This is a genomic window from Pseudarthrobacter sp. NPDC058119 (genome assembly GCF_042884655.1).
Classification (GTDB): Bacteria; Actinomycetota; Actinomycetes; order Actinomycetales; family Micrococcaceae; genus Arthrobacter.
On record NZ_JBHVTN010000013.1, the window covers coordinates 1 to 16,029 of the forward strand.

General features: G+C 64.9%; 15 protein-coding genes and 1 pseudogene. 7 read left to right on the forward strand and 9 right to left on the reverse strand.

All coding sequences use genetic code 11. The features are described from left to right. Nucleotides 1–91: 91 nt before the first annotated feature. The gene (locus tag ACFVTD_RS20375; RefSeq protein ID WP_387566774.1) at nt 92–526 is read right to left on the reverse strand and encodes a pyridoxamine 5'-phosphate oxidase family protein; all 435 of its coding nucleotides are present in this window, start codon (nt 524–526) and stop codon (nt 92–94) included. A gap of 185 nt (nt 527–711) precedes the next feature. On the opposite strand from ACFVTD_RS20375, the gene ACFVTD_RS20380 reads away from it, so the two are divergent. The 4 genes from ACFVTD_RS20380 (at nt 712) to ACFVTD_RS20395 (ending at nt 5,414) form a co-directional block, all read left to right on the forward strand. Beyond that, nucleotides 712–2,439, forward strand: coding sequence for a purine-cytosine permease family protein (locus ACFVTD_RS20380; protein WP_387566777.1), 1,728 nt, complete (start codon nt 712–714; stop codon nt 2,437–2,439). Between the two features lie 198 nt (nt 2,440–2,637). Continuing rightward, nucleotides 2,638–3,300 (forward strand): DUF6318 family protein, encoded by a 663-nt coding sequence (locus ACFVTD_RS20385; protein ID WP_387566780.1) that lies wholly within the window; start codon nt 2,638–2,640, stop codon nt 3,298–3,300. A 131-nt stretch (nt 3,301–3,431) separates the two neighbouring features. Continuing rightward, a complete protein-coding gene (locus ACFVTD_RS20390; RefSeq protein WP_387566782.1) occupies nt 3,432–4,226 on the forward strand; it encodes a PKD domain-containing protein in 795 nt (264 codons plus the stop codon). A gap of 117 nt (nt 4,227–4,343) precedes the next feature. Next, entirely contained in the window at nt 4,344–5,414 is a 1,071-nt protein-coding gene (locus ACFVTD_RS20395; protein ID WP_387566785.1) for an alkene reductase, read from the forward strand. Between the two features lie 230 nt (nt 5,415–5,644). Here the strand turns inward: ACFVTD_RS20395 and ACFVTD_RS20400 are convergent, their stop codons facing one another. Continuing rightward, complete coding sequence (locus ACFVTD_RS20400) at nt 5,645–5,962, reverse strand: hypothetical protein (protein ID WP_387566901.1); 318 nt, start codon at nt 5,960–5,962, stop codon at nt 5,645–5,647. A gap of 139 nt (nt 5,963–6,101) precedes the next feature. Here ACFVTD_RS20400 and ACFVTD_RS20405 point away from each other — a divergent pair, with 139 nt between their 5' ends. Further along, a complete protein-coding gene (locus tag ACFVTD_RS20405; protein ID WP_387566904.1) occupies nt 6,102–8,504 on the forward strand; it encodes a Tex family protein in 2,403 nt (800 codons plus the stop codon). Nucleotides 8,505–8,539: 35 nt separating this feature from the next. Here the strand turns inward: ACFVTD_RS20405 and ACFVTD_RS20410 are convergent, their stop codons facing one another. The 6 genes and pseudogenes from ACFVTD_RS20410 to ACFVTD_RS20435 form a co-directional block, all read right to left on the reverse strand. Next, on the reverse strand, nt 8,540–9,352 hold the full coding sequence (locus tag ACFVTD_RS20410) for a YqjF family protein (protein WP_387566788.1): 813 nt from the start codon (nt 9,350–9,352) through the stop codon (nt 8,540–8,542). Nucleotides 9,353–9,406: 54 nt separating this feature from the next. Continuing rightward, complete coding sequence (locus tag ACFVTD_RS20415) at nt 9,407–10,186, reverse strand: isocitrate lyase/phosphoenolpyruvate mutase family protein (protein ID WP_387566791.1); 780 nt, start codon at nt 10,184–10,186, stop codon at nt 9,407–9,409. A 9-nt stretch (nt 10,187–10,195) separates the two neighbouring features. Continuing rightward, nucleotides 10,196–10,510, reverse strand: a pseudogene (locus tag ACFVTD_RS20420) (HNH endonuclease signature motif containing protein); the annotation flags it as partial. Nucleotides 10,511–10,703: 193 nt separating this feature from the next. After that, a complete protein-coding gene (locus tag ACFVTD_RS20425) occupies nt 10,704–11,099 on the reverse strand; it encodes a DUF1622 domain-containing protein (RefSeq protein WP_387566794.1) in 396 nt (131 codons plus the stop codon). Between the two features lie 72 nt (nt 11,100–11,171). Beyond that, on the reverse strand, nt 11,172–12,032 hold the full coding sequence (locus tag ACFVTD_RS20430) for an NAD-dependent epimerase/dehydratase family protein (protein WP_387566797.1): 861 nt from the start codon (nt 12,030–12,032) through the stop codon (nt 11,172–11,174). 3 nt (nt 12,033–12,035) lie between these two features. Further along, nucleotides 12,036–12,956, reverse strand: coding sequence for an MSMEG_6728 family protein (locus ACFVTD_RS20435; RefSeq protein ID WP_387566800.1), 921 nt, complete (start codon nt 12,954–12,956; stop codon nt 12,036–12,038). Nucleotides 12,957–13,112: 156 nt separating this feature from the next. On the opposite strand from ACFVTD_RS20435, the gene ACFVTD_RS20440 reads away from it, so the two are divergent. Beyond that, nucleotides 13,113–13,700 carry a hypothetical protein gene (locus ACFVTD_RS20440; protein ID WP_387566803.1) on the forward strand — a complete coding sequence of 196 codons (588 nt, stop codon included), beginning with the start codon at nt 13,113–13,115 and terminating at the stop codon, nt 13,698–13,700. A 166-nt stretch (nt 13,701–13,866) separates the two neighbouring features. Here the strand turns inward: ACFVTD_RS20440 and ACFVTD_RS20445 are convergent, their stop codons facing one another. Then, nucleotides 13,867–14,493: a transglycosylase family protein gene (locus tag ACFVTD_RS20445; protein ID WP_387566806.1), complete on the reverse strand. Its 627-nt coding sequence runs from the start codon at nt 14,491–14,493 to the stop codon at nt 13,867–13,869. Nucleotides 14,494–14,824: 331 nt separating this feature from the next. Between ACFVTD_RS20445 and ACFVTD_RS20450 the strand changes: the two genes are divergently transcribed. Then, nucleotides 14,825–15,886, forward strand: coding sequence for an adenosine deaminase (locus ACFVTD_RS20450; RefSeq protein ID WP_387566809.1), 1,062 nt, complete (start codon nt 14,825–14,827; stop codon nt 15,884–15,886). The last annotated feature ends 143 nt before the right edge of the window (nt 15,887–16,029 follow it).

Consider the following 16,029-nt stretch of genomic DNA (forward strand, 5'->3'; position numbering starts at 1 on the left):
ACTCCACTGTGCAACCGGAGGTCCTCACCTTTGGCTCAACGACTCCAGCGAGTCATCACATTCACCGAACCAACGTCCCTGGGCAGTACACCTAGATCTCCCGTTCCGGCTGTTCGCCGAAAACGAAGTGGCGGCCGCTGACGGACTTGGGGTCGATCTCCACGTAGAAGTCCTTGAGCGTGGGCACCCAAGTTTTCAGCCCGAGTTCCTCGATGGCGGTGAGTTCGTCGGAATTACTGAGGACCCGCGCCGTCCCCCGCAGGACTACGGACCAGGCCTCCTGCGACAGGATGCCGTCGGTTTCGAACAGGACCTTGGCGTTGATGGTCAGTTGCGCCAGTTTGTTTCCGGGCGCCGTTCGCAGGTAAAGCTTCCGGTTGGAGGTTACGTAGTTGACCGGGAAAATGTCCGGTTCCCCGGCCACCGAGACCACCAGCCGGCCGTGCTGCGTTGCCGCCAGAAGCCGCCACGACTGCTCATCATCGAGTTCAAGGACAGGATTGCCGTCCGCGTGTTCAAACATCATGCGGCCATTCTTCTACGTGGGGTAGAAATGCGCCAGAGTCTTTGTGCCCCCATTCCCAGTCTTTTTGACAGGACAGTCAAGGCTTAACAGTCCGGAAACAGGGCTGTGACCGGGTTGTATTTCCGGCTGGATAGCGTCGCACGCAGGGCCATGATGGCTGACTGCAAACGAAAGCGACGCACCCAATGGGCAACGACACAGAAACAACCCAACTGTTGGAACCGGCGGCACCTGCTGGTGCCGCCGTCGTCGGACGCTCTCCGGCGATCCCCACGGCAGGCAACACTGCCGCACTGAACGCCACCAAGGAAAGCCTCGAGGACTATACGCTGCGGTTCGCGCCGCGGTCCTACCGCAAGTGGAGCGCAGGCGTGGTGGCCACCAGCGCACTGGGCGGCATCGCCTACCTGGCCGACTTCTCCATCGGGGCGAACATCGGCATCTCCTACGGGACGGTCAACGCGATCCTGGGAATCCTGGTGGCGGCCGTGGTCATTTTCGCCACGGGTTTTCCCCTGGCCTACTACGCCGCGCGCTACAACATCGACCTGGACCTGATCACCCGCGGTTCCGGCTTCGGCTATTACGGCTCGGTGGTCACCAACGTCATCTTTGCCACCTTCACGTTCATCTTCTTCGCGCTGGAGGGCTCCATCATGGCGCAGGGGCTGGAGCTGGGGCTCGGCATTCCGCAGTGGCTGGGATACGCCGCGTCCACTGTGCTCATTATTCCCCTGGTGATCTACGGCATGAACACGCTGGCCAAGCTGCAAGTGTGGACCACCCCGCTGTGGCTGCTCCTGATGGTGGTGCCCGTGGGATACCTTCTGGTCTCGCACCCGGAGAGCATCGACAGCTTCTTCGCCTATACCGGGGCGACCGGCGACGGCGGCCCGAACCTTGCGTCCGTGATGCTCGCCGCCGGCGTGTGCCTGTCCCTGATGGCGCAGATTGCCGAGCAGATCGACTACCTCCGTTTCATGCCACCGCGCACCGACGCCAACCGGGCCGCCTGGTGGCGCGCGGTGATCCTGGCCGGGCCGGGCTGGGTAATTTTCGGGGCCATCAAACAGATCGTGGGACTGTTCATCGCCATCTACCTGATTGCCACGCTGGATCCTGCCGCCTCCGCCACCGCCAATGAGCCCGTGCACCAGTTCCTTGGTGTGTACCAGGAAATGATGCCGGCCTGGTTGGCCATGACGCTGGCCGTGGTGCTGGTGGTCATTTCGCAGATAAAGATCAACGTCACCAACGCGTACTCCGGATCCCTGGCCTGGACCAACTCCTTTACCCGGATCACCAAGACCTACCCGGGCCGGATGGTTTTCGTGGTGGTCAACCTGCTGATCGCGCTGGTCCTGATGGAGGCGAACATGTTCGACTTCCTCAACACCATCTTGGGTTTCTACGCCAACTGCGCCATGGCGTGGGTTGTCACCGTGGCGTCCGATATTGCGATCAACAAGTACCTGCTCAAGATTTCCCCCAAGGTGCCCGAGTTCCGCCGCGGCATGCTGTACGCCGTGAACCCCGTCGGCTTCGTGTCCATGCTGGCGTCAGCGGGTGTCTCCATCGCAGTGTTCTTCGGGGCTTTTGGTGCCGCCATCCAGCCGTACTCGCCGATCTTCGCGGTGGGCCTGGCGCTGGTGCTGCCGCCGGTCCTTGCCGTTCTGACACGCGGCCGGTTCTACCTGCGGCGCCTTGACGACGGCATCGACCTGCCGATGTTCGACGCCGACGGGAACCCGAGCGACGCAAAGCTCCTGTGCCACGTGACCGGCTTGGAGTTCGAGCGCCCGGACATGGTGCGGTCCGCGCAGGACGCGTCCGACGGCGGCCCGCAGTATGTTTCTTCGCTCGCCTTGTCCACGGACAAGACAGGGGAGTTGGTGCTGCCGGCACAGAAGTAGCGATGTTTATCGAGGAAGCCGGTGCACTTCGGTGCACCGGCTTTCTTTCGTGACTTCGTTTGTCGGATTCCTGGCGGTAGCAATGCCTTGGGGGACCGGCGCCTGTGGATAAGTCTGATCGGTAAGTTGTGACGTGGGCTACCCTTAAGGCACTGTTCGGAGCAAGCCGTCTTGAAACTACTGGGGGATTAGCGGCCCATGACATCACAGAACTTTGTTTCGTCTTTTGCAGCGCGTTCCGGTGTTGGAGCGTTCCTCCTCGCCTGCGCGGTAGCACTGGCCGGGTGTGCTGGGGGAGCACCTGCCGATCCCGGTCCTACCTCTCCGGCAGCAACGGAGTCATCGACGCAAATCGCCTCTCCAACCCCCACGCCCACACCCAGTGCCGTCTACAAACCAGCCGACGCCTCCGGCCCCGCCCAAAACGTCCCGGTTCCTGTGCTGCCTGAGGTGGCTAAGACGGAGACGAAGGAAGGCGCAGAAGCCTTCACTAAGCATTGGTTCTCCGTTCTGAGCTACGCGTACGAAACGGGTGACACGGCCCCATTCGAGAGTATCGCCCCAAACCCCTGTGAAGCGTGCCAGAAGGTTATTAAGGTGACCCAGGATTGGCATTCAGAGGGGCGCTGGTTGGTGGGAGGAAAAGTATCAACGCCCGTCGCAAATACGACGTTCGCGAAAAGCCCGGACGGCACGTATCAAGTTGCGGCTCAGGTTCACCAGGACCCTTTGTCGTACATGAGGGCCGACGGAACCGCGGCTCGGACAGACCCGCAGGCGCCCGACCAGGGCAATCTACTCGTCCTTTCCTTCAGTGAAGGTAAATGGACAGTGGTTGAGCTCGGAAACATCGTTGGCTAGTCGTGTCCCCGTTGCGACTGCTTTCACTCCTCCTTGTAGCGGCAATGAGTAGTTTGATCACTGCTTTCCCAGCGTATGCGGAGGGTGCTGACGACCCAGAATTTGGTGGTGCTTGGAAACCGGGCCTGACGATGGGCGGCCATATCTGGGATTCCGAACGTAAAGAATTCGTCCCGGCTATTCCTAACGTCCCAAACACCGACCCCAACGAGTACAAGTATGAACTCCAGTGCCACCTCGGCGGCGGCGACTTCGATACGCCTTGCCTTGCGCGCCAGCTCGACTGCAAGGACCGGGAGGACGGCGCTAAGGGCATTCCGGTGATGTGGCTGTCGCGGCCGCGGGGTGTGCCGGGAGCCGTATGGGCGCACCACTCCGGCCCCACCTGCCTCTACGATCCGAAGCCCGAAGACCTCCTGCCCAGGATCGCTGCCGACATCCAGCGGCAGTTCCAGAACCTGCCTGTCAGCGCGGGTGCGGTTGTGGCCCAGCCGAGCCCCAACACGCTGCGCGGCGCCGAGACGAACTTCTACGCGGAAGCCACTGAACAGCAGTTCGACCTCACCATGTTCGGCCAGAAGGTGCACGTAATCGCCACGCCGGTCCAGTACACCTGGAACTATGGCGATGGAACTGTCTTCGGCCCCCAACCGTCCATGGGTGGGCCCCTTCCGCAGGACAGGTGGGGCGAGAAGACCCGGACCAGCCACGCATACGTGTCCACAGGTGATTTCCACGTTGTCCTGACCACCTCGTTCCAGGGCACCTACTCGGTAAACTCCGGCCCGCCGCTGCCAATCCCCGGCCAAGGCCAGTTCAACGCGCCGCCGCAAACGATCAGCGTGTGGCGGTCCCTCACCCGCAACTATGCCGACGACTGCAACGCCAATCCGCAGGGCCAAGGCTGCCCGGGCGTGGGGAGATAGCGCGGGCACCGAGGCAAACCTGTGATTCGGGTCCCACCGTCGAGTTGCGCGGAATAGTTGCACGCGCCCCACAGTTGGCATGGACAGTACGTCTTTAGCCTTCGAAAGGAACCGCGCATGCTGTTTTCCCCGCTCACCCTCGGCGAACTGGAACTTCCCAACCGCTTGGTGATGGCGCCCCTGACCCGCCTTCGCGCGGGTGAGAAAGGCATCCCCGGCCCGCTCCTCGCCGAGCACTACCGCCAGCGGGCCTCCTTGGGCCTGATCGTCAGCGAAGGCACGTACCCCGCGCCCGTCGGCCAGGCGTACCCGGGCCAGCCGGGCATCGTCACCGAGGAGCAGGTTGCCGGGTGGAAAAAGGTTACCGACGCCGTCCACGCCGAAGGCGGCCGGATGTTCGCCCAGATCATGCACGGCGGCCGGGTTTCCCACCCAGATATCACCGGTGGACTCCCCATCGTCGCCCCCAGTGCAGTAGCCATTGACGGCGTGGTCCGGACACCGGCCGGCAAGCAGCCTTATCCCGTGCCGCACGCCCTCACCACAGACGAACTCCCTCTGGTCATCCAGGAATTCGTCAACGCATCGCTGAACGCGATCGAGGCAGGATTCGACGGCGTGGAACTGCATGCCGCCAACGGTTACCTTCTGCACGAGTTCCTGGCCCCGAACTCCAACGTCCGGACGGACAGCTATGGCGGATCGCCGGAGAACCGGGCCCGCTTCGTCATCGAGACCATCAATGCCGTCGTGGCAGCCCTCGGCGCGAACCGGGTGGGCCTGCGCATTTCCCCCGAGCACAACGTGCAGGGCATCGCCGAAACCGACGCTGCGGACGTGCGCGCCACCTACGAGGTCCTCGTGGACAGCATCGCACCGCTCAACCTGGCCTACCTGAGCATCCTGCACCACGAACCCACCGGCGAACTGGTCCAGGACCTCCGTACCCGCTTCGGCGGCACCTTCCTGGTCAACACCGGCTTCGGTGTGATCACCACCCGGGAAGAAGCCGTAAACCTGGTGGCCGATGGACACGCCGACGCCGTCGTCGTGGGACGCCCGGCAATCGCCAACCCGGACCTGGCCCGGCGTTGGAAGGAAAGCCTGCCGCTCAACGAACCTGACGCCTCCACGTTCTATGCAGACGGTGCCATCGGTTACACGGACTACCCGATGTACCAGGGCTAAGCGGCGCACCGGCCAACCCAAACAAGACGACGACGGCGGCACCCACGTGGGTGCCGCCGTCGTTGGCTGTCAGGGGTGCTGGTCCCGGGCAGCGGCGCCGGAGGCCATCCGACGACCTCCGGCTGAAGACTTGTGTGGCCCGCCGGTGTCCACTGGAAGCCGGCGGTGATCAGATGATACTCCAACGAATGGACTCCTGCCAGAGCCTGTTTCGCAGCCCGGCAAAGTGGCTACAGGACAGCCTCCCGGCCCGTGCCTTCCTTCATCAGTAGGCGTCCGTCCTCGATGGATACCAGCACGCTCTTTGGTTTCCCACTGACCTTGGTGATGGCCTTCAGCCCCCTATTGGTGACTTCGACTCCCACCTGCGCACCCTTCGCCGGGAGCTCCACAGAGACCTCTGACGCGATGCCCAGCAACGGATTGGTGGAGACCCCAAGGTCCCGGCGCACCTCCTTGCCGTTGACGGTCACGGTGATGTTGGCCTCGTCGAACCCGTCCTGAAACACCACAAGCAGTTCCCGCATGATGGCCTCTTCCTCGAGCATCGGCGCCAGTAACGGCATTTCCACTACAGCACTTTGCCGGGCCCAGCGGAATACCCTCACGTTCCCGGCCGCATCCTCCTGCCCGCTGTGCCCGGTGGAGCCGGGCAGGCCGGTAAGGCAAGATGTTGGGGTGACCCAACTGCCTGCACCCACCGCCACGTCCGCTCCCTCCCGCGCATCGGAGGAGGACGCGATCTTCGCCCAGATCGCCGCCGAACTGGGGGTCAAGGACTGGCAGGTCAAGGCCGCGGTCGGATTGCTCGACGGCGGTGCGACGGTTCCCTTCGTCGCCCGGTACCGCAAGGAAGCCACCGGCACCCTGGACGATACCCAACTCCGCGACCTCGACGAACGGCTCCGCTACCTCCGCGAACTGGCGGACCGCCGTCGCGCAGTCCTCGACGCGATAGAGGCGCAGGGCCAGCTGACACCGGAACTGCGCAAAGCGGTCCTGGCAGCGGACACCAAGTCGCGGCTCGAGGACATCTACCTGCCGTTCAAATCCAAGCGCCGGACCAAGGCCCAGATTGCCCGCGAGGCTGGCCTGGAGCCCCTCGCGGACACGCTGCTGAAGAGGCCGGACCTCGACCCGGAGCGTGAGGCCGGCAAATACCTGAACGGCGACCACGCCATTGGTGACCCTGCCGCCGCGCTCGCAGGTGCCCGGGCCATCTTGGTGGAGCGCGTAGCCCAAGATCCTGACCTCGCAGCCAACCTGCGGGACAGGATGTGGACCCAGGGGCGGATGGTCTCCCGCGTCAAGAAAGGCAAAGAAGCCGAAGGCCAGAAGTTCGCGGATTACTTCGAGTTCGCGCAGGCACCGGACCGGATGCCGTCCCACCGGGTGCTTGCACTATTGCGCGGCGAGAAAGACGGCGTCCTAGAGCTGGACCTCGCCGAAGCGGACCAAACGGACGACGCCGCCCTCACCGCCGCCCGCGCCCGCTACGAGTCGGCCGTGGCCAGGTTCCTCGGGGTCGCCGACCGTGGCCGCCCCGCCGACGCCTGGCTGATGCAGACGGCCCAGGTGGCCTGGCGTTCACGCGTGCTGGCCCGCCTCACCTCCGACCTCCGCGCCAGGTTGTTCGCCGCAGCGGAAGACGAGGCCGTCCGGGTCTTCGCCGCCAACCTCAGGGACGTCCTGCTGGCCGCCCCAGCCGGAAACCGTGCCACGTTGGGCCTCGACCCAGGGCTCCGGACCGGTGTGAAGGTCGCCGTGGTGGACGGCACCGGGAAGGTGGTTGCCACTGATACGGTCTACCCGCACGCCCCGGCGCGGAAATGGGACGAAGCCCTAGCAACCTTGGTGCGATTGGCGCGGCAGCACGCCGTCGAACTCGTGGCCATCGGCAACGGAACCGCCTCACGCGAGACGGACAAACTGGCTGCCGAGCTGATCAAGCTGCTTCCCAAGGTGGACCGGAAACCCCAGAAAATTGTGGTGTCCGAGGCCGGTGCATCCGTTTACTCTGCCTCGGCGCTCGCCGCCGCAGAGCTCCCCGGAATGGATGTATCGCTGCGCGGCGCAGTTTCCATCGCCCGCCGGCTGCAGGACCCGCTCGCTGAACTCGTCAAAATCGATCCCAAGTCCATCGGCGTTGGCCAGTATCAGCACGACGTGACGGCGTCGAAGCTCGACCGGAGCCTGGATGCCGTGGTGGAGGACTGCGTGAATGCCGTGGGTGTCGACGTCAACACGGCATCGCCGGCACTGCTGAGCCGCGTTGCCGGCGTCGGCCCCCTGCTGAGTGAGAACATCGTGGCCTACCGCAACGAGCACGGACCCTTCACCAAGCGGACCGACCTCAAGAAAGTGCCGCGGCTGGGGGCCAAGGCGTTCGAACAGTGTGCAGGCTTCCTGAGGATCACCGGGGGAGCAGAGCCGCTGGACGCATCGAGTGTGCACCCCGAATCGTATACGGTGGCGAGGAAGATCCTCGTGGCCGCCGGTTCCGCCCCGGCCTCCACCCTGGACCCGCAGAAGTTCGTGGACGGTACGTTCGGCCTCCCCACCGTCCAGGACATCCTCGCGGAACTGGACAAACCCGGGCGCGACCCCCGTCCCGCCTTTGCCGCCGCCACGTTCTCGGAAGGCATCGAGAAGATCTCGGACCTTGTGCCGGGCATGATCCTCGAAGGAACGGTCACCAACGTTGCGGCGTTTGGGGCGTTCGTTGACGTTGGAGTCCACCAGGACGGCCTTGTCCACGTCTCCGCCCTGTCCAACCGCTTCGTGTCCGATCCGCGCGAGGTGGTGAAGTCCGGCCAGGTGGTCCGGGTGAAAGTACTGGAGGCGGACCCGGAGCGGAAACGGATTTCGCTCACGTTAAGGCTCGACGACGAACCACCCGGCGGCGGTGCAGGTTCAGGCCGGCGCGATGCCGGGAGCCGAAAGACCGAGCGTGCCGGGCACCCGGACCGCCAACAGCCGGCCAAGCAGGGATCAGGCATGTCCGGCGGAAACGTCCGGTCAAGCCCCAAACCCCAGCCTGCCAACACGGCCATGGCCGAGGCACTTCGGAAGGCCGGCCTGGGCAAGTAGTCCAGGGCCGTTGGGCGGTCCCGGATGCGGGGTCTCTAGCCGTTAGTTTCCAGGACTCGGGGGCGGCCGAACCGTGTCCGGACGCCGGGGGAGTAGAGGACGGACTCCGGCGGCCCGTTGACACTGATGCCGGCCGCCCCCACCAGTCCGTCACTGAGCCGATGAACCTTGGCGCCAAAGAGCGGCCATTCGTGGTGGGTGTTGGGGACGTAGATGCTCCTGCCGTGAAAGCGCCCGTGCATTCCGTACCTGGCCGTCAGGAAGATTGATAAGGGGTCGGCGGCCGCGGTGTGCAGGTCGGGGATGACCCCGAAGTGGCTGCGTGCGCCGGCGGCGCCGAACCGGCGCACCGAGTAGCCGACCGTGGCTTTATCGGTGCTCCGAGGTATGGCCGCCGCTCCGGTGGCATGCTGCCGTGCGTTGCCGCCCGGAAACGGCGGCCATTGCCGGATCCGCGACCACACGTACGGGATTCCGGCGGCCCGTGTAGCCATGACCACCGGTAGCCTGTCGGCGTCCAGGCTCAGGAAAACCACGCCGCGCGTCCCATCCCGTTCGCGGGAGTACAGCCGGACGTTCACCTCGTTGAAGCTTCCCAGGTACGGGATGCCGGGGCCGGTTCCGAGTCCCGCCTGTTCCATGCGGAAGCCGATCAGGCCCACCCAGGAACTGCCATCGAACACATCGGGCTCAACGCCTTCGGGCATGAAGGGGGCAGCGGTTGCCGTCGGAATACGCCAGTGGAGGAAGACTGCATCAAGCCACCGCTGGTCGGAAAACACCGGTTTGGGAAGCGCCGGTGGCAGCGGCCACATAGCCGGGGCGCTGAGGTTTCCGGTCAAGGCCATCCAATCCTTCGCTTGGTCCACTTGACGAGGTTTCTGATTAACAGCCAGACAGGACTAGTTCAGCGGGCGTGTGTCTTCGGGAAGCTGGCCACCGGCGAGAAGTTTGACCGCCGTGTCAGCCAGGGCAGTCAGCGTCACCCGCTGGGTCCATGGACCGTACGAGATGCGGGCCACGCCCAGTTCCTGCAGTTTCGCCGGCGGCAGGGACCCAGGAACGTTGATGACCGAGACCTTGTTCCAGCCGATGCCTTCCACCAGGGCAGTAACCGTGGGCTCGTCCAAAAGGCCGGGGACGAAGACCATGGTGGCACCGACGTCCAGGAAGGCCTTGCCGCGCGCGATGGCATCCGCAAGAACGTCTTCGGGGTCCCGGTCCTTGCCCTTGAGGAAGGCGTCCGTCCGTGCGTTCAGGACAAAGTCGATTCCTTCGGCAGCGCCGGCGTGCGCAACGGCTGCCATCTGGTTCACTGCGTCCTCGAGCGGGCGCATCTGGTCCTCGATATTGGCGCCAACGATTCCGACTCCGATGGCCTTGCGGGTTGTCTCCCCAGGGTTCCCGTAGCCGGACTCAAGGTCAGCGCTGACGGGCAGGCGGGTGGCTGCGGCGATGCGGCCCACAAAGCTGATCATCTCGTCAACGGGAATGTTCTCACCATCCTCGTAGCCAAGTGTTGCAGCGATGGAGTGGCTTGCCGTTGCCAGGGCAGTGGTTCCCGGGATATCCGTGATGACTTTGGCAGTGATGGCATCCCACACGTTGATCACCTGGAGGATCTCAGGGGCCTGGTGGAGGCGGAGAAGTTGGGAGGCTTTTGCGCTGCTGTTTTCGGTCATGGGTGAAGCCTAACGGACTGTCTTTGGACACTTTTCGCGTGGTGGCTCGGGTGGTGGGGGTGGTTTGAAGTAGTGGTTTTGTTGGGGTGTTTGGGTGGGGTCGAGGTGGGGTGGGGGGATGTATGCGGGTGTGCCGGGGGTGGTGGTGATGGTCCATTGTTCTTTGTGGATGAGGTGGTGGTGGTGGTGGCTGCAGAGCAGGACGCCGTTGTTGGTGGTGGTGGGCCCGCCGTGTGACCAGTAGGTGATGTGGTGGGCTTCGCACCAGGGTGCGGGGATGGTGCAGTTGGGGAAGGTGCAGCCTTGGTCGCAGGTGATGAGGGCTGTGAAGGCTGGGCGCCGGGGACGGCATGAAGGTGGGCCGGGCGCAGCAGCCAACTGCCGGCGTCGTACGCTTTCCCTCCGCACGCCGTACCAAGATGCTCCCCAATGGCCTCCATAACCACACTCTGCCAGCCGCCACTGACCATGAAGAGACCCAAGAACCCCTATGTGGAAAACACAGGACAAGTAGTGCTTAGGCCGCCGAAGCCGTGGAACCGGTACGGCCAGCCGATGGGTCCTTTTGCCACGGCCAGCGCCCGGTGATTTCCAGCTCCAGGGAGAAGCTGAGGAACGTCCTGATCAGCACGATGATGGCCAGCACGCCGACACTGGCGAACGTTGGCGTGACGGCAACGGTCCGGATGATGTCGGCCGCAACGAGTAGTTCAAGGCCCAGCAGGATGGATCTTCCCAGCAACTGGCGGTATGAACGGTAGAGACTCAGCTTCTCCGCGCCCGCCGGAAGCTGCCGCGGCTGATGGCCCCGCAGCGCCAGGGGGAGGGAAACCACCGCTCCGATGACCATGACTGCGACTCCTGCGAAGTCGACCAGCTGCCCAACCGTCTCAATAACCTGCCGAAACTCCATGCCCCGCCTCAGTCCCTGCCAAACGGTCCACGGCCCAACCGGGCCCGCTTGGCGGTCACTTCGGAACGGCGGTCACGGGTGGCGGACGCCGTTCCCTGCCATAACGTCCCTGTACCCTTCGCGGAACGTCGGAAACGCGAAGGTGAATCCAGTGCTGCGGAGCAAGTCATTGCGGCACCGCTTGTTGCCCCCACGGGCTGGGCCGGCGTCGCCAACAGGCGGAGAAGGAAGGCCCAGTTCGGACGCCAGGAAGCGCAGCACCGCCCCGAGGTCGGCCGGCTCGTCGTCCACCCCGACATATGCAGACGCAGGCTCTGCCTCCATTGTGGCGAGGTGCACGATGGCGGCTGCGGCGTCGTCGCGGTGGATCCGGTTGGTGTAGCGCACGTCCTCGGGGATCACGGCGGACCCCGTCTTCACCTGATCGATCAGGCGCGTCCGGCCGGGCCCGTAAATGCCTCCCAGCCTGAGCGAGATGCCGGCTGTGCGGGTCCCTGACAACCTGGCGCGCAGGAGGCCTTCGGCTTCCAACAACACCCGGCCGGAAAATCCGCCAGGCTCCGGTGCGATGTTCTCGTCCACCCAGCCGCCACCGGCATCCCCGTAAACGGCAGTGGAGGAAACAAAGACGATCCGCTCCGGCGCCACTTGGTCCCGGTCCAGCGCATTGAGGACGTTTGCCATTCCGCGTACATACGCGGCGCGGTATGCCTCCTCCGTGGGGGAGTCCGCAGCAACAGCGACGACGACGGCGGTGGTGTCCGCGGGGACCGGCGGGAGGTCCGTCGATCCCAGGTCAGCCGCGGCGCCTTCGATGGCCGCCGGCAGTTTCGCGGGGGAGCGGCGCCAGCCCACCACCCGGTGACCCAGGGCAGCAAACCGCAGCCCTGCCTCGGTGCCCAGGTCCCCGCACCCCGCCAAGAGAACCGTCATCTCCTACGGTGCCTCCACCGGGAAGAACACGCGGGGATCCTGCAGCAGCGCAGGATAGGCGAACGCCGAGCGGTCAATGATCTCGGTGACTTCGAAGTTCCTGCCGAAGCGGCCGTCGGCCAGGGTGATGGGACGCCCCACCACCTGTCCCACGGCGAATTTGGCTCCACTCTCGAAGGGAACGGCAACCGGAGTCTTGCCCGGAAGAGTGCGGAACGCCTCCTCCTGCGCCTGGCGTTTGCGTGTGGGCTTCTTCACCTGGGGCCTCGGCGGCGCTTTCTTCGGCGCGCGCGACGGCCGCCGGGATCCGTCCTCGACGTAGACGGGCGTGTAGCCGTCGTCTCCGGCGGCCATCGCGGCTGCGGCAGCGGCGCTCCGGTTTACGGGCGGAAGCGCCACCGTGGAAAGGGACTGGGGGTCGACGTCCTCATGCGGCTCGCGAAGGATCCACAGCAGGTCCCCTTCCGGTTCCTGCGGCAGGAATTCGTGCCGGGGTTCGGGCCAGAGGTAGTCCATTTCGGGAATCGCATCCGGGAAGACGGAGGCATAGAACTTGGGTTCCTTGTGCACCAGCTTTGAGCGGTGGCTCAGGTGGAAATCCGGGTCCCCGAGCCATGGCGGCATCACAATTTTGGCGGCGTAGTCGGGGTGGCCGGCCTGTGGCGCGAATTCCGCGATGTTGGCCCGCGTGTTGTCCGGGTGGCCCCGTACGAGCCACTCGTCCACCATGGCCAGTCCGTACATGGTGAGGGCGGGCACGTGGCCCATCCACATCCGGATGGCAGGGTGGGTCTGCCAGCCGTACCCGGGAATCACCAGGGCGCGGAGGGATTGCAGGGCTTCGACCCGTTGCTTGCCCAGCCGTGCGGTGTCCAGGGCTTTGGCGCTTTCGCGGAAGTCAGGGTACGGGAGGAAGGTTTGCATCTATTCAGTCTGACGGCATGCGGCGGATGTTCCAATTACAGTGCGCAGGACCACTCGGGGCACGGCGGCGCGTCCAAATAATGGACAGCTGCATACGGCTTCCAGCTTGACCCACTAAGATCACCGCAACCACCCCCGCGTTTTGGAAGCTCTCTCATGACATCTACACCTGACCAAGCAATCGACCACGCCCGCGCCGCACTGCCCCGCTACGGACAGATGCTGGGCCCGGAAGCCCAGGGAATCCTGGTCCTCGACGAGTTCACCATCGATCCCGTCGCCGCACGCAAGGACCAGCACCGGTTCCGCGACGGCATGGCCGCCGTAGCCAGGACTGTCCGCCGTATCGCCGCCCTCAGGGTGGTCATCGCCCTCGTGGCCATCGGAAACCTGCCGCTCTTCCTGCTCTCCAGCGGCTGGTGGATCTATGGCGTCTCGCTGACCCTCGTGGTCGCAGTGCACGCAGCCGTGACGCTGCTCAACCGGCACGAGCCGCGGCTCAAGCAGCGGTCCGCCCTGGAACTGCACATGCACCGCGAACGCAGCGCCAACTACCGTCAGCTGCGCGACGCGGTGAAGTACATGATCGACACCCCCAGCCGCATGAACGAGCACCTCTACCTGGAGCTGCTGGCCGTGAAGCGGGTGGCACTGAATCTTGCGCATGGCACTGTCGCCTTGCTGGACACCAGCGACGAGTCAGCCTGGAAGGTTCGGATCGTCCGCGAGCTCCCCGCCAGCTGACCGTCCTGCCCCTGCCGCCCAGGCGGCAGGGGCTGACCGATTAAAGTACGACGCCGGCACATCCCTCGTGGGGGTGTGCCGGCGTCGTACTTTGGTCAACGGAATTTGTCTATCGCCGACCTGCCTGTGTCGCCTTGAAGAGGCGGAGCGGCCAAAGCCGCTGGTGCTACGCGGGGAGCTGGATGACCTGTCCCTCGAACACGACGTTCGGATCCGAGATGGTGTCCAGGTTGGCGTCGGCAAGGTGCTGCCAGCCGCCCTGGATGCCCAGCTTCTGGGCGACGATGCTCAGGGTGTCCCCGGCCTGCAGGGTGTAGGTCTCGCCGCTGAGCGGAACCGAGGTTGCGTGCCGCGGCGCGGGTGCCTGCTTGACCGGCGCGCTCTGGACCTGGGTGCTCTGCACCGGCGCGCTCTGTACGGGGGCACTCTGGACCGGTGCTCCGCCGCCGCCGCTCAGTCCCAACTGTGACGAGCAGGACGGCCAGGCACCCCAGCCCTGGGAAGCCTGGACCCGCTCAGCTACAGCGATCTGCTGTTCGCGGCTTGCGTTTTCGGGGGAGCCGGTGCCGCCATACGCGGACCAGGTGCTGGAGGTGAACTGCAGGCCACCGGAGAAGCCGTTCCCCGTGTTGGTGGACCAGTTGCCACCGCTCTCGCACTGCGCGAGTGCGTCCCACGTGGACGTGGGGGTAGCTGCGTTGGCCGCCGTGGCGGAAAGCGCCAAACCTGCCGCGGAGACGGCGGCCAGGGTGACTCCGCGGCGTGCGGCAGTACGGAATATGGTGTTTTTCATGATGGTGATGCTCCTGAAGGCCACCGGCGCTGGTTCCGTCCCCGGAGATCGTCGCGCCACTGCCCACCCCTGACGAATAGAGGTCACTGTCGGTGTCTGCCGCTGGGCAGTTCTGGTGAAGGCAGCACCGGGCATTCAATTCGCCCGCTGAACGGGCATGTCTTTCACGCTAGGACATCGTTTGGGCGTTATCAAATCGAGATTCCGCCGGTCGGTTGGGTGCGGACCGGGCAGAGGTGGGGATCCCGGCGCTGTTGCCTCGGGAGCGCGGACGAGGCACCGCCGGGGGTGCGGACAGGCGCGAAACCCGTAGGGGCATTATTCTGTCCCGATGGACAACTTTTCCGGCGGCAGCGCCATGCCCGAAACCGAGACGGACCCCGCGGAACCCGCGGTGCCTGCCAAGCCCCTTCCCGTGGCCGAACTGCACCTGCACATCGAAGGCACGCTGCAGCCCGAACTCATCTTTGCCCTGGCTGAGCGCAACGGCATTGAACTGCCCTACTCGGGCCTGGACGAGCTCCGCGAGAAGTATGAGTTCACCGACCTGCAGTCCTTCCTGGACCTCTACTACGCCAACATGGCCGTGCTGCGCACCGAGCAGGACTTTGCAGACATGACCCGGGCCTACCTTGAACGGGCTGCCGCCGCAGGCGTCCGGCACGCGGAGATCATGATGGACCCGCAGGCACACCTCTCCCGCGGAATTTCCTTGGAGGCGTGCGTCAGCGGTGTCGCCTCGGTGCTGGCAACCTCGGAGGAGGAGTTCGGCATCTCCACTATCCTGATCGCCGCATTCCTGCGTGACCTGCCGGAGGACTCGGCGCTGGAAGTCCTGGACCGGCTGCTGGCCATGGACGCACCGATCGGCGCCATTGGGCTGGATTCGGCCGAGGTGGGAAACCCGCCCTCCAAGTTCGAGCGGCTGTACGCAAAAGCGCGTGAAGCAGGCCTGCGGCTGACGGCCCACGCCGGCGAGGAGGGACCGGCGTCGTACATTTACGAAGCCCTGGACATCCTGGGTGTGGAGCGGATCGACCACGGCATCCGCTGCATGGACGATCCGGACCTGGTGGAGCGCCTGGTGGACGCGCGCATTCCGCTGACCGTGTGCCCCCTGTCCAACGTCAGGCTCCGTGCCGTTGACACCCTCGCCCACCATCCGTTGCCCGCCATGCTGGCCGCAGGGCTGAACGTCTCGGTCAATTCAGACGATCCCGCCTACTTTGGGGGCTACGTGGATGACAACTTTGCCCAGCTCACTGCGGTGTTCGAGCTGTCCGATTTCGACAAGGCGCGGCTGGCGGCGAACTCCATCCATTCGTCCTTCGCGACGGAGGAGCGGAAAGCGGAGTTGGTAGCGGAATTGAATGGCAGGGAAGTAGCCGACTGACCGCTGCCGTGCCGGGCGCCACAGGCGGTCATTCCGCCCGGTAAACTAGGTGCCGCAGGCGTGTCTGGGGAGTGCAAGGCAGAACCCAAATCAGCGCTTCAGGGTTATGCAGACAGCCCTTACCCGAGACCTCCGCCTCACTT

Coding starts and splice junctions, on each gene's coding strand:
- ACFVTD_RS20375 (WP_387566774.1), bottom strand. CDS start 526: ATGATGTTTGAACACGCGGACGGCAATCCTGTCCTTGAACTCGATGAT.
- ACFVTD_RS20380 (WP_387566777.1), top strand. CDS start 712: ATGGGCAACGACACAGAAACAACCCAACTGTTGGAACCGGCGGCACCT.
- ACFVTD_RS20385 (WP_387566780.1), top strand. CDS start 2,638: ATGACATCACAGAACTTTGTTTCGTCTTTTGCAGCGCGTTCCGGTGTT.
- ACFVTD_RS20390 (WP_387566782.1), top strand. CDS start 3,432: ATGGGCGGCCATATCTGGGATTCCGAACGTAAAGAATTCGTCCCGGCT.
- ACFVTD_RS20395 (WP_387566785.1), top strand. CDS start 4,344: ATGCTGTTTTCCCCGCTCACCCTCGGCGAACTGGAACTTCCCAACCGC.
- ACFVTD_RS20400 (WP_387566901.1), bottom strand. CDS start 5,962: ATGCTCGAGGAAGAGGCCATCATGCGGGAACTGCTTGTGGTGTTTCAG.
- ACFVTD_RS20410 (WP_387566788.1), bottom strand. CDS start 9,352: ATGGCCTTGACCGGAAACCTCAGCGCCCCGGCTATGTGGCCGCTGCCA.
- ACFVTD_RS20415 (WP_387566791.1), bottom strand. CDS start 10,186: ATGACCGAAAACAGCAGCGCAAAAGCCTCCCAACTTCTCCGCCTCCAC.
- ACFVTD_RS20425 (WP_387566794.1), bottom strand. CDS start 11,099: ATGGAGTTTCGGCAGGTTATTGAGACGGTTGGGCAGCTGGTCGACTTC.
- ACFVTD_RS20430 (WP_387566797.1), bottom strand. CDS start 12,032: ATGACGGTTCTCTTGGCGGGGTGCGGGGACCTGGGCACCGAGGCAGGG.
- ACFVTD_RS20435 (WP_387566800.1), bottom strand. CDS start 12,956: ATGCAAACCTTCCTCCCGTACCCTGACTTCCGCGAAAGCGCCAAAGCC.
- ACFVTD_RS20440 (WP_387566803.1), top strand. CDS start 13,113: ATGACATCTACACCTGACCAAGCAATCGACCACGCCCGCGCCGCACTG.
- ACFVTD_RS20445 (WP_387566806.1), bottom strand. CDS start 14,493: ATGAAAAACACCATATTCCGTACTGCCGCACGCCGCGGAGTCACCCTG.
- ACFVTD_RS20450 (WP_387566809.1), top strand. CDS start 14,825: ATGGACAACTTTTCCGGCGGCAGCGCCATGCCCGAAACCGAGACGGAC.